General features: G+C 61.6%; 8 protein-coding genes. 3 read left to right on the top strand and 5 right to left on the bottom strand.

From position 1 onward, the window contains the following. Positions 1-67 precede the first annotated feature (67 nt). From HHL22_RS15280 to treA, 4 genes are all read right to left on the bottom strand, one after another. Positions 68-1,279, bottom strand: coding sequence for an aldose epimerase family protein (locus HHL22_RS15280; protein ID WP_169532204.1), 1,212 nt, complete (start codon positions 1,277-1,279; stop codon positions 68-70). A gap of 166 nt (positions 1,280-1,445) precedes the next feature. Beyond that, complete coding sequence (locus HHL22_RS15275; protein ID WP_169532203.1) at positions 1,446-2,981, bottom strand: RagB/SusD family nutrient uptake outer membrane protein; 1,536 nt, start codon at positions 2,979-2,981, stop codon at positions 1,446-1,448. Between the two features lie 147 nt (positions 2,982-3,128). Then, complete coding sequence (locus HHL22_RS15270) at positions 3,129-6,230, bottom strand: SusC/RagA family TonB-linked outer membrane protein (protein ID WP_169532202.1); 3,102 nt, start codon at positions 6,228-6,230, stop codon at positions 3,129-3,131. 1,013 nt (positions 6,231-7,243) lie between these two features. Beyond that, positions 7,244-8,929 (bottom strand): alpha,alpha-trehalase TreA, encoded by a 1,686-nt coding sequence (gene treA / locus HHL22_RS15265; RefSeq protein WP_169532201.1) that lies wholly within the window; start codon positions 8,927-8,929, stop codon positions 7,244-7,246. Positions 8,930-9,223: 294 nt separating this feature from the next. Between treA and HHL22_RS15260 the strand changes: the two genes are divergently transcribed. Further along, the gene (locus tag HHL22_RS15260; RefSeq protein ID WP_169532200.1) at positions 9,224-9,772 is read left to right on the top strand and encodes a hypothetical protein; all 549 of its coding nucleotides are present in this window, start codon (positions 9,224-9,226) and stop codon (positions 9,770-9,772) included. Positions 9,773-9,920: 148 nt separating this feature from the next. On the opposite strand, the gene HHL22_RS15255 is transcribed toward HHL22_RS15260, so the two are convergent. Further along, a complete protein-coding gene (locus HHL22_RS15255; RefSeq protein WP_169532199.1) occupies positions 9,921-10,463 on the bottom strand; it encodes an RNA 2'-phosphotransferase in 543 nt (180 codons plus the stop codon). Positions 10,464-10,577: 114 nt separating this feature from the next. Here HHL22_RS15255 and murB point away from each other — a divergent pair, with 114 nt between their 5' ends. Further along, a complete protein-coding gene (murB, locus tag HHL22_RS15250; protein WP_169532198.1) occupies positions 10,578-11,624 on the top strand; it encodes a UDP-N-acetylmuramate dehydrogenase in 1,047 nt (348 codons plus the stop codon). Positions 11,625-11,817: 193 nt separating this feature from the next. Further along, positions 11,818-12,393, top strand: coding sequence for a biliverdin-producing heme oxygenase (locus HHL22_RS15245; protein WP_169532197.1), 576 nt, complete (start codon positions 11,818-11,820; stop codon positions 12,391-12,393). Positions 12,394-12,423 lie beyond the last annotated feature (30 nt).

Genomic DNA, 12,423 nt, shown 5'->3' with positions numbered 1-12,423 from the left:
AACGTGAAGAGTTAAAAGCCAAAAGGACGAGGTTTTTAACTCTTCGCTTTTAACTTTTAACGTTCTTCTACTGGCGCACCCCAAAGGTGTAGCTGGTGGTGGTGTGGTAGGTTTCGCCCGGCTTGAGGATGGTGCTCGGGAATTTGGCTTGGTTGGGCGAGTCGGGGAAGTGCTGGGTTTCGAGGCAGAAGCCGGCGTGCTTGCCGTATACCACGCCGTTCTTGCCAGTGAGCGAGCCATCGAGGAAGTTACCGGTGTAGAACTGCACACCCGGCTGGTCGGTGGTCACCTCCATCGTGCGGCCGGTGCTGGGCTCGTACACGGTAGCGGCGCTGTGCTGGCCAGTGGTGGTGTTTAGCGCCCAGTTGTGGTCGTAGCCGCCGGGCACCTGCGCGATGCGCGCGCCAATGGCGTGCGGCGTGCGGAAATCGAAGGGCGTGCCAACTACCGGCTTCAGCTCGCCGGTCGGAATCAACTGTGCATCCACCACGGTGTAGCGGTCAGCCGGAATGGTTACCTCGTGGGCCAGCACGTCCTTGCTTTGCCCCAGGGCCAGGTTGAAGTAGGCGTGGTTGGTGAGGTTAATCGGCGTGGCCTTATCGGTGGTGGCCGAGTAGTCGATTTTAAGGGCATTGTCACTGGTGAGGGTGTACACCACCGTCACGCTCAGGCTGCCGGGGTAGCCTTCCTCCCCGTCCTTGCTCAGGTAAGTCAGCGTTAGGGTCTGGCCGTCGGCTGAGGTACCCGGCTTGGCCGTCCACACCTTCTGGTCGAAACCCAGCTTGCCGCCGTGCAGCGAGTTGCCGTTGTTATTAATGCCTACTTGGTAGCTCTTGCCGTCGATGGTGAATTTACCCTTGGCAATGCGGTTGCCGTAGCGCCCAATGAGGGCCCCAAAGTAGGGATTCGACTTGCGGAAGGCCGGGCTGAGATAGCCGCTTACATTGTCGAAACCCAAGATAACGTCGCCCAGTTTGCCCGTTTTGTCGGGCACCAGCAGGCTAGTAAGCGTGCCGCCATAGGTGCTGATGGTGGCCTTGACGCCGTGCTGATTAGTGAGGGTGAAGAGCTGAATTTCGGTGCCTTCGGCAGTTTTGCCGAACGAAGCGGAGGTGGGCATGGCGGAGGTGCTGGCGCCAGTAGCGGCCGAATCGGCCGGAGCCGTGGGGGCGGTCGTTTCCTGGCTGGTAGAAGTGGTGGGGGCAGACGAGCAGGCGGCCAACAGAAGGGTGCCGCTCAGGCTGGCAGCAAGTACGCTAAGGCGTGAGGAACTGGGCATAAAAAGGAAACGAAAGATTAGAATGCACTCACTTTTGCGTAAATATGCCCCCCGCGGCGCACTCAGCCGCGCTAGTAGTTCCGCCGCTAGCTCCACCGTCGTGCTTGCCGGAGCAACCCACCCCGAAGGCCGCTGACTGCCGGAGCGGCGGCCTGCGGGGTGGCACTTAATACCCAGGGTTTTGCTTGATTGAGGGGTCTAGGTCGATGTCCGTCTGCGGAATGGGTAGCAGCTTCGACTTGCCCAGCACGAAGTTGGTGAAGTCAGCATCGCGAGCAATCAGGTAGTTCAGGCCGGCCTGGTTGTCGAGCAGGCCCCACCGCACAATATCGTACCAGCGCTGGTTTTCGCCGGCCAGCTCGCGGCCCCGCTCGTCGCGCATGTAGAGGCGCAGGGTGCTCTGGCTGCTAGCGTTGGCGGCCGATACGCCGGCCAGGCCTACGCGGGCCCGCACCTGGTTTACCAGCGTCACGGCCTGGGCTGTTTGGCCCAGTTCATTGAGGGCTTCGGCTTGCAGCAGCAGCAAGTCGGCGTAGCGAATCAGGCGGTAATTAATGCCCGAGGTAAAGTTTTCGGGCGTGGTGCGGGTGCGGTCATTCAGGTACTTGCGCCAGTACTGCTGGCTGGCGTCGTAGCCAAGCTGGGTAAAGGTCTTTCCGTAAAATAACCCGGGATTGAGCGAGCTGATAATAGAAATATCGCGGCGCGGGTCAATCAGGTGCTTTTTGGTACTGCCAGGGGCTAGGGCTACCGTCGAGTCGGTGAACGAGGCCGTGAGCGACTGGCGGGGCTGCACGTCGGCAAACGAGTACACGGGGGGACCGAAGAAGTTGGGGCGGTCGTAGCCCTCCGACGACGATGCGTTGTCCTGGCCCTGGCCCACGTCGAGCGGAGTGCTGGTGTATTGCACTTCAAAAATCGACTCGCTATTGTTCTCGTTGCTTTCCGTGAAGTTATCGAGGTAATTGGCTGTCAACGAAAACTTACCCGAGCTAATAATGCCCGCCATTAGGGTCGACGCCTCCTGGTACTTGTGCTGCTGCATGTACATCTTAGCCAGTAGGGCTTGGGCGGCGTACTTGGTAGCGCGGCCCAGGTCGGCGGCGGCGTAGGCAGTGGGCAGGTCCGGAATGGCAGCTTGCAGGTCGGCAATTACCTGCGCTTCCACCTCAGCCGGGGTCACCTGCTTCACGCGGGTAGTGACGGTGGGGTCTTCCGTAATCAGCGGCACGTTGCCGAAGAACGAGTCCAGGTCATAGTACATCAGCGCCCGGATGAAGCGGGCCTCCGCAATGTACTGCGCCTTCAGCGTCGCATCCATCGTGATGCTCGGAATGTGGTTCAGCGCCTGGTTGGTGCGGTAGATGGTGCGGTAGTAGTCGTTCCAGGCGTAGGCCGAAATAAAGAACAGGTTATTCGCCTGAATAAAGCGGGTGAATACGGCCAGCTCTACGTAGGGGCTTTGGCTGTACGACTCGTCGGAGCGAGCCGCCATAAACTGCCAGCAGTGGTCGTACACGCCGTACTGCTGAATGCCCGAGTACGAGGCAATAATGCCCTTATTGGCGTCGTCGGCCGTCATCCAGAACTGGGCTACCGACAGCGTATTGGGATTAGTTTGGTCGAGCAGGTCTTTCTTACAGCTGGTTGCCACAGCCAGCGTGCTCGCCAAAGCCAGGGTGAAGAGTTTGTGGGATTTCATATAAAGAGAAGTAATAAATTGATGGAGAACGCCTTAGAAGAATATCTTGCAAATCCTGCCGCCGCAGCTCGCACGCCGTGCTCATTCAATCGATGCGAGTTAGCTGCCGCGGCGGGTGCCGCCCGACGTTCTTCTAAGCCCTAGGCCCTAGAAAGTGGCTTGCACACCGCCCGTGAAGGTGCGCACGTTGGGGTAGGCGCTGTTATCTACGCCGCGGCCGAAGTAGCCAGTACCCGTGATTTCGGGGTCGTAGCCGGTGTACTTGGTGAAGGTCACGATGTTGCGCCCCGTCACGTACACGCGCAGGCTGCCAATGGCCGGGGCCCAGCCCAGCAGGTTCTTTCCGAAAGTGTAACCTAGCTGCACGTTTTTCAGGCGTAGGTAGGAGCCGTCTTCCAGCCAGCGCGTGGTTTGGTAGAGGGCGTTTTGCGACGCGGCCAGGGCCAAGTTAGGGTTAGCACTACCGCCCTGCAGCGCGCGCGGCACCGAGTTTGACGGGTTATCGGCCGTCCAGGGCAGCACGTTCGCCTCAAAGTTGGTGGGGCCGTTGTAGCTCTCCAGCGCCACCTTGGCGTTGTTAAAAATACGGTTACCGCTCACGCCCTGCGCGAAAATTGATAGGTCGAAGCCCTTGTAGCCGAGGTTCACGTTGAAGCCGTACTGCAGCGTAGGGAAAGCCGAGCCCACGTGCACCCGGTCCTTCACGTCAATTACCCCGTCGCCGTTGGTGTCGGCATACTTCACGTCGCCGGCCGAAGCGTAGGGCTGAATCACCTTGCCATCGGCCGACTTGTAATTGTTCACCTCATCCTGGCTTTGGAAGATGCCGGCCATTGGAATCAGGAAGAACTGCCCTAAGCTGGTACCCACGCTGGTGCTGGTCAGGCCCTGGGCATCTACCAGCGTCTGGCCCGCGTTGGGCAGCGCCAGCACCCGGTTGCGCAGCGTGGTAATGTTGCCGTTGATGCTGTAGGTGAAGCCGCTGGCTGTGCTATTCTGGTACCCTAGGGCCAGTTCTACGCCCCGGTTTTCAATATTGCCCGCGTTCTGGAACACCGTTCCGAAGTTGCCCGTGTAGATGGGTACCACTACTGGGGCCAGCGCCTTGCGCGTTTCCGAAATGTAGTAGTCGGCCGTCAGGGTCAGGTGGTTGCTGAACAGCGCCAGGTCGAGGCCCGCATCCTTGGTGCGGCGCTCTTCCCACTGCAAGCCGGGGCTAGCCAGCACTACCTGGGTGCGGCCGTTGGTGATGACCTGGCCGTTGCCCAGCACGTAGTTGGTGTTCTGGTTGATGTTGGGCGTGGGCAGGTAGGCGCCGTAGTAGTCGCCCGTCAGCTGGTCGTTGCCGATAACGCCGTAACTGGCGCGCAGCTTCAGGTTGCTGACGGCAGGCAGGGCATTTTTAAAGAAGTCCTCTTCGCTGATGCGGTAGCCCAGCGAAGCGGCGCCGAAGTTGCCAAAGCGGTTCTGCTCGATAAAGCGCGACGAGCCGTCGCGGCGGTAGCTACCGCTCAGCAGGTAGCGGTTTTTGTAGTCGTAGGTAGCCTGCGAGAAGTACGAACGGTTGGTAATGACCCCCTCGGTGCCCTGCACCACCCCCACTGTCTGGCCGGCGCTTAGCTGGAAGTAGTACTGCGGCGTGGCCGTGAAGCCCTGGGTTTGCGCCGTGGTGTTGTGGTAGTCGTAGTAGCGCTCCGAGTAGCCGCCCAGCACGTTCACGTGGTGGTCGCCAAAGCTCTTATTGAAATTCAGCGTGTTTTCGGCCATCAAAAACACGTCGTAGCCCTGATATTCACTTAGCGACGAGGTATTAATCTGCGTGTTCTGGCGCAGAATGCCCAGCTTCTGGGCATCGGCGTTGCTGTAGGTATGGCCATCCATGGCCAGGTTGAGGCGGTAAGTCAGGAAGTCGAAAATCGAGTAATCGAACGTCATGTTGCCCGCCACCCGGTTGTCTGACTGCGTGCGGCGCAGTAGCTGCTGCGCCCCCACGGGGTTGGTAGCGAAGGTGTTGTTAATGGTTGAGCCCGTGCCGTAGCCGCCGAGGTTGTTCGGGTCGTACACCGGCACGCTGGGCAGTATCGTTAGCACATCAATAAACGGCGCCCCGTTCAGCAGCGTCGTGTTGATGTGCGTGAGCTGGGCATTTTCCTGAAACTTAAAGCGCCCTTTGGTCATGCCCGAGTTTAGGCGCAAGCTGTAGCGCTTAAAGTCGGGGCCTTTCACAATCCCTTCCTGGTGGAAGTACTCGCCCGAAATCAGGTAGTTGCTGCTCACGCCTTCCCCAGTGGTGCCACCCGAAAAGTTGACGTTATAGTCCTCTACCTTACCGGTTTGGAAAAACTCCTTCTGCCAGTCGGTATCAATATTGGGGTTAAAGGCGCCGCCCGGCCCTTTCACCGCGCCCGCCAAGCTATTCTGGCCGGCGTTGAGCGGGTTGATGCCCGCGTTAGCGTAGGCCTGCACGGCGCGGTCGGCCCACTGGCTGGCGTTGGTCAGCTGGTAGCGCTTATACACATTGTCGATGCCCGCGTAGGCATTCACGCCGATAGTAGGCACGCCCGCTTTGCCCTTCTTGGTGGTAATCTGAATAACGCCGTTCGCCCCGCGCGCGCCGTAAATGGCCGTCGAGGAAGCGTCCTTCAACACCGTGAGCGTGGCAATGTCGTTGGGGTTTAGGTCGCGGATGTTGTCGGTCCACAACCCGTCGATGACGTAGAGCGGGGCACTGTTGCTATTACCCGCGCTGCCCGCTCCCCGAATGATTACCACCGGCGCATCGCCGGGGCCACCCGAGCCAGTTACTTGCAGACCAGCTACTTGCCCTTGCAGCGCCTGCGTAATAGTGGGCACGGGCTGCTTGGTGGCTTCCTTTAAATTAGGCACGCTTACGGCGCTGCTCACGTTCTGGCGGTCCTGGGCCAGGTAGCCCACCACTACCACGTCGGCCAGCGACTTGCTATCGGGCACCAGGGCCAGGCTCACGGTGCTGCGGCCGTTCACGGCTACTTCCTGGGTTGCGTAGCCCACGAAGGAAAATACCAGGGTAGCGCCATCGGGCACCTCCAGGGTGTAGTTACCGTCGGCATTGGTTTGGGTGCCGAGGCTACTGCCCTTCACTACCACGTTCACACCCGGCATCCCGTTGCCTTTCTCATCTACAATGCGCCCGGTTACGGGGCCAGCCAGCACCGCCAGCCGATGGGCCCTAGGGGTGGCTGCGGGGGCCAGGAGCGGCTGGAACGCCAAGCAGCTAAGTGCAGCGGGCAATACGAGCCGCCGCATTTTTGGTATTGACTTTCTCATAAAAGAAAGGGGTTGGGTGGGAAAATAGTAAAAGCAACAGGAGGGAAGCACAAACAATTCACAAACGATTGTGCAAATCAGTAACAAGCGCCCACGCCAGCTTCCTCCCGCAGAAGGAGCTAATAAGTTGCCCCGTGGCCGTTTATTCAGCTAACCTAAAGGCAATAGTACTGAACAAAAGACGAATGGCAAAGCTAGAGCCAGCTACTTTCCCAGCGCTCAGACTTACCAAATGCCTAGCACATCAACTTTAATCTTTTATAACCCATTTTAAATCAACATCATAAAAATTTAATTAACGATTGTGTTATTGAAAAATTAAGTGCCCTGTGCTCTGGTCAGCTAGTGTATTCCTAGTCAAGCTTTACCTGACTACTAACCCAAACTTATCACCTCGGCACCCGAATCATCCGCTTCACGCGCTGTACTTCAAGTGTTTGCTACTGCAGAAGCTTTTGGCTCGCTAACTGGCCTCTAAGCGGGACAGCTAGCGGCGCATAGTTAACCCAAGTTGCGAGGTAGTGCCAGGCAGTGCACTCCCCTCCTTAGCTAAGGAGGGGATGTTGACGCGCCGCGCCAACGGGGGTGGTTGTAGGCGTTGAACGAGTTGGTGGGCGGGTCGTTCACCGACGTCAACCACCCCCGCTTCGGCTTCGCCAAAGCATCGCCTCCTTGGCCAAAGAGGGGAATTGATGACTTGCTTATGCTCCGCAACTTGGGTTAATTAGGCCCTTTGCCCTAGCCCTTTCACGCAGTGCTAGGTCGCCTGCTTCGTTCAGCACCTAGGGCCCTCGGCCTGGGCATCGCTACCGCGCCAGCTTATGCGGCCAATGTGCGGCGGTATACTCAGCAAGCCTATTCACCCACGCGGCGCTACTTATTTCCTGCGTTAGGTTCCGTACGTCAGGCCTTAGCCAATGGCTGCTTAGCGCCTAGGCCCGCGGCAGTGGGCAGCTTCACTGAATAGCTTTTGTCCGCTTCTGTTCTTCCGGCTTGCGGGGCGGAGCCAGGGGGCGCCGCGCCGCGGCGGGGCGCTGGGTAGGCTGCGGGGCGTTGAGTAAGGTCAGTAGCACGCCGTTGGTCCAGCCGAAGCCGTCTTGCAGGGGGTATTCGCCGCCCCCGCCGGCGGCGCTGCCGGTGGCCGTCACGTTATATTTTTCCAGCAGCTTACCCGTTTGGGCAAAGCCGCGCAGGTTCACGCGCATCCAGCGGTGAGCAATGGTATCAGCCAGGGCGTGCTGGCCGTAGCGGCGCAGCCCCGTAATGGCCAGGTACTCGAGCGGGGCCCAGGCATTAGGCGCGTCCCACTGCTGGCCGCTGGCCACGGGCGTCGTCAGCAAGCCGCCGGGCTGCAAAAACTCGCGCCGCAGGTGCCCCGCCACTAGCACCGCCTGGGCGGGCGTGGCCACGCCGTAGGTAAGCGGGAAGACGGCCGCCAGGGTGCGGGCCGCCGTGGGCTGGCGCGCATCCAAGTCATAATCCGTGTAGAAGCCGGCCTTGTCGTCCCAGCAGTAGCGGCGGATGGCGGCGGCCCGCGCCCGCGCCAGTTGGCGGTAGCGCGGGGCCTCTGTAGAGTCGCCGGCCTGGTGGGCGGCGCGGCCTAGGGTTTGCTCCAGGGTCAGCAGCAGGCAGTTGAGGTCAACGGGCACCAGGCGGGTGGTGCGGATGGTGCCTAGGCCCTGGCCGGGCGCAAACCAGCGCGAGCTGAAGTCCCAACCCGAGGCGGCAGCGGCGCGCACGTTGCGGTAAAACTCGGCGGGCGGCTGGGCGGTGGTTTTGGCGGCTTCCACGTCCTCGCGGTACGACTCCTCGCGGGGCTGGTCGCTGTCGTCCCAGTAGCGGCTTAGCAGCTCGCCGCCGGGCATGCGCACCGCCAGGCGGGTGGCGGTGCCGGGCTGGGGCTGGGCGCCGTCGGCGGTCCAGTAGGCATACTCGCGCTGCAGTTGGGGCCGAAACTGGATATACGCCTGGCTGCTAGGGCCCTCGGCGTGGGCCAGCAGCTGCACCATCAGGGCGAAGAACGGGGGCTGCGAGCGGGTAAGGTAGTAGGTGCGCGTGCCGTTGGGAATGTGGCCGTAGCGGTCGATGAGCGAGGCGAAATCGGCCACCATGTCGCGCACCTGGGCCGTGCGCCCGGCCTGCTGCAAGCCCAGCATCGTGAAGTACGAGTCCCAGTAGTACATCTCGCGGAAGCGCCCGCCCGGCACCACGTAGGGCCTGGGCAGCGGCAGCAGCGACGAGTAGGGCACCGCCTGCGGCTGGGCCGGCCGTTGCAATACCGTCCACAGCGTGTCGAGGTGCGCCCGAATGCCAGCCGCCACGTTGCTATGGTAGAAATCGGTGGCGGCCACGGGCGGCAGAAAATACTGACCCACAAACGCTTTCAGGTCGAAGCCCGGCTGGGTGCGCTGCTTTTCGTAGGCGGCTACTATCTCGGCGGGCGTGGCACTGCCCGAGGGCCGGGCATCCACGAAGGTTTTACCGTCGGCATACACGCGGCCGAGCTGCACGGCTTCAAACAGGCCGGGGTAGAGCTGGCGCGGGGTAGGCAGCGAAGCCGCCGAGCCGGGGCTGGCCGGCGTTTGGGCCCGGGTGGCGGCCGATAAAAGCAGCGCCCCGGCCGTGAGCCAAAGGTGTTTCATGGGGGTGGAAATCAGGCGGGCAAGGTACGCCACGGGCGAATTTTCCCAATTTAGGGATGCACCTACCATATCCGCCGCAATTAGTACTTATCCAATAGCAAACAGCATTGTAGTTCGCAGCAGCTAAGCGAGGCAGCGTCGATTAGCCTCGCCGTTCTATCACGGCGCAAACGGGCGTTCTGAGCACGTTAGACCAGCAATTCGACCAGCAAAAATAATAGTTCACCTAAAATCCGGGTGGTATTGGGCGTTCGTACTTTACCTTAGCTGAACCATTGCTATCTTCTTATTTTTATGAAAAAATCTAGTTTCCTCAAGCTCTTTATTGTCTTCGTGGCGTTACTGGCCCTAGGGGTTGGCTGCCAGAAAATCGCCAACCTGCTCAGCTTCCAGGTCAACGACTCCACCAGCTTCACCATCCCAGCTTCGGCCACGGTGGCGGGGGCGGTGCTTAGCCTGCCGGGCTCCACGGTGAAATCGACGGCGCAGAGTACGTACCAGAACAATAACACGAGCGCCCAGTACGTGCAAAACGTGACCCTCGACCAGCTGACACTCACCACTACCAACCCCAGCACGCAGAACTTCGACTTTCTGCAAAGCATCAGCATTTACATTTCCAGCGATGCGAGCGGCTCGGACAAGGTGCTGCTCGCCTCGTTGAGCCCCGTGCCTAAAAGCCAAACCAGCATCACCCTGAACCCGGCCGGCAACCAGCTCGACAAGTACTTAAAAGCCAGCTCGTACACCCTCACCACGCAGGCCCAAATTGCCCAGCCTCTGCGCCAGGACACCGACATCCGCGCCGACTCGCGCTTCACCGCGCACGCCAACATCCCGTAGCGGTAAATGAGTAGGTGAGTAAGTGAGGCGGTCATGCTGAGCCTGCCGAAGCGTCTCTCTCGAACAGTACCCTAGGGGCGTGGTAGAGATGCTTCGGCAGGCTTAGCATGACCGCCTCGCTTACTCATTTATTCGTCTACTCATTCACTTACTTACCAATAAACTCCGGCGGCACGGCGGCGACCAGCCACACGCCGTTGCCGCTTTGGTAAAAAACACCGCCGGCTTGGTGCAGCCCCGCCGCATTGATGCGCAGCAGCACGGCCGGGCCGCGGCGGTTGCCCACGCGGCGGGCCGTTTCCTCGTCGGGCGATAGGTGCACGTGGTGGCGGCCCATGGGGCGTAGGCCCTCGCGCCCGATGGCGGGCAGCGCCGCCGCCACGGTGCCGTGGTAGAGCACGGCGGGCGGCGTGGCCGGCACCAGCTGCAAATCGACCGCCACGCTGTGGCCCTGTTGCGCCCGCAGGCGCTGGCCGGTTTCATCGAACGCGAAGCGCTGCTTATCGCTGCCGGCTACGATTTCCGCTAGCTCGGCGCGGGTGAGCGGGTGGCCGTGGGCGGCGCAGGCGGCCAGCAAATCGGCTACTGGCACCCAGCCGCCGGGCGCCAGCGTTAGGCCAAGGGCCTCAGGCTGGTGGCGCAGGTGCTGGCTCAGAAACTTGCTGTGGCGGGTGGCTTCGGCGGGCGTCATGGGGTTAAAAATAAGGGAGACGCGGCCAGCGCCTGGCTTGCGGCTACCGCTTAGGCGCCGCGGCTGGGCCTAGGGGGCCACGCGCAGTTTGCGCGGCTTGCCGACCTTTGCGGCATGCCTTTGCTCGAAGAACACGTTTCGCTGCGCCCCTACAACACCTTTGGCTTGGAGGCCGAGGCCCGCTACTTCGCCCGCTTTGCCTCGGCCGATGAACTGCGCCAACTGCTGGCCCTGCCCGAGGTGCAGGCCGGCCCGCTGCTGGTGCTGGGCGGCGGCTCCAACCTGCTGCTGACCGAGAATTTTGCGGGCGTGGTGCTCAAAAACGAGATGAAGGGCCTGGAAATAGTGGAGGAAGACGCCGCCACCTACGCGGCCCTGCTGCGCGCCGGGGCCGGCGAAAGCTGGCACGGCCTGGTGGAATATGCCCTAGGGCAGGACCTGCACGGCCTCGAAAACCTGTCGCTGATACCCGGCACAGTGGGCGCGGCCCCGCTGCAAAACATCGGCGCCTACGGCGTGGAGTTGCAAGATGCCTTTGAGCGGCTGGAAGCGCTGGAAATCAGCACCGGGCAGCTGCGCGTATTCTCGAAGGAGGAGTGCGGCTTTGGCTACCGCGAGAGCGTATTTAAGCGCGAGCTGCGGGGACGCTACATCGTCACGGCCGTGGTGCTGCGCCTGCACCGCGCCGCCGCCCGGCGCCCCCTCAATGTGAGCTACGGCGCCATCCGCGACACGCTTACCGACCTGGGGGTGGAGGCCGAGCCCACCCCGCACGACGTGAGCCGGGCCGTGGTGCACATTCGCCGCTCGAAGCTGCCCGACCCCGCCGACATTGGCAATGCCGGGTCGTTTTTTAAAAACCCCGAAATTTCGCAGAGCAAGTTCGACGAGCTGCAGCGCCGCTACCCTACCCTGCCCGGCTACCCGGTGCCGGGCGGCGTGAAGGTGCCCGCCGGCTGGCTTATCGAGCAGGCCGGCTTCAAAGGCTTGCGGCGCGGCGAGGGCCTAGGCACCCACGGCGTGCACGCGCGCCAGGCCCTGGTGCTGGTCAACCACGGCGGGGCCACCGGCGCCGAGCTGCGCGCTCTGGCCGATGATATTATCCGCAGCGTACGCGAGCAGTTTGGCATCGAGCTGCACCCTGAAGTGAATATCTTGTAAGTAGGTAAGCGCCTGGGTAGTTGACGGGTTAAAAAGGCGGTCATGCTGAGCTTGTCGAAGCATCTCTACCGCGCAACTAACTTCTAACATTGGGATTACTTACGCGGTAGAGATGCCTCGACTCTGCTCAGCATAACCGCCTGTTTGCCAACCACCATAAACCAGGAACTTACCTACTCAACCACCCAACCACTTGAACCCCACCCCACCCATTTTGCAGCGGCTGCGCCGCGAAACCCACGCCCAGCACGAGGCCGTAGAAGCCAACCGCTTCAACCAGGCGCTGGCGGCCGGCACTGTGGAGGCGGCCGACGCGGCCTGGTTTCTGAGCAAGCTCTTTGGCTTCGTGCTGCCCCTCGAAGAAGGCATCAACCGCCTAGGGCCGGCCCTCGATCCAGCCTGGGAGTTGTTTAGCCGCCGGCGCGCCTACCTCATCCCGCTCGATTTACAGGACTTGCTGGGCCGCTCGGCCCTGCCGCTGCCGCTGTGCCCGGTGCTGCCGCCGCTGGCCACGCCCACCCAGGCCCTAGGGGTGCTCTACGTGCTGGAGGGCTCGACGCTGGGCGGCCAGGTGATAGCCCGGCAGCTCGAAAAAGTGGGCCTGGGCGCGGCCCGCCGCTATTTTACGGCCTACGGCGCCCTCACCGGACCGCGCTGGCAAGCTACTTGCCGCCTGCTGGCCGCGGCCGCCACCCCCGAAAACGAGGACGAGCTGGTAGCTTCGGCCGTGCGCACGTTTCACGACCTAGCGGTGTGGCTGGGTGAATAGCGCGAACTTTGCCGCGCCCAGCGCCCTTTC

It is taken from the genome of Hymenobacter polaris (assembly GCF_012927305.1).
Lineage (GTDB): Bacteria > Bacteroidota > Bacteroidia > Cytophagales > Hymenobacteraceae > Hymenobacter > Hymenobacter polaris.
This window is presented reverse-complemented; position numbering and strand designations above follow the sequence as displayed.

Bases quoted from the DNA above. Each gene is read 5' to 3' on its own strand.
- murB (WP_169532198.1), top strand. From the start codon at position 10,578: ATGCCTTTGCTCGAAGAACACGTTTCGCTGCGCCCCTACAACACCTTT.
- treA (WP_169532201.1), bottom strand. From the start codon at position 8,929: ATGAAACACCTTTGGCTCACGGCCGGGGCGCTGCTTTTATCGGCCGCC.
- HHL22_RS15260 (WP_169532200.1), top strand. From the start codon at position 9,224: ATGAAAAAATCTAGTTTCCTCAAGCTCTTTATTGTCTTCGTGGCGTTA.
- HHL22_RS15280 (WP_169532204.1), bottom strand. From the start codon at position 1,279: ATGCCCAGTTCCTCACGCCTTAGCGTACTTGCTGCCAGCCTGAGCGGC.
- HHL22_RS15255 (WP_169532199.1), bottom strand. From the start codon at position 10,463: ATGACGCCCGCCGAAGCCACCCGCCACAGCAAGTTTCTGAGCCAGCAC.
- HHL22_RS15275 (WP_169532203.1), bottom strand. From the start codon at position 2,981: ATGAAATCCCACAAACTCTTCACCCTGGCTTTGGCGAGCACGCTGGCT.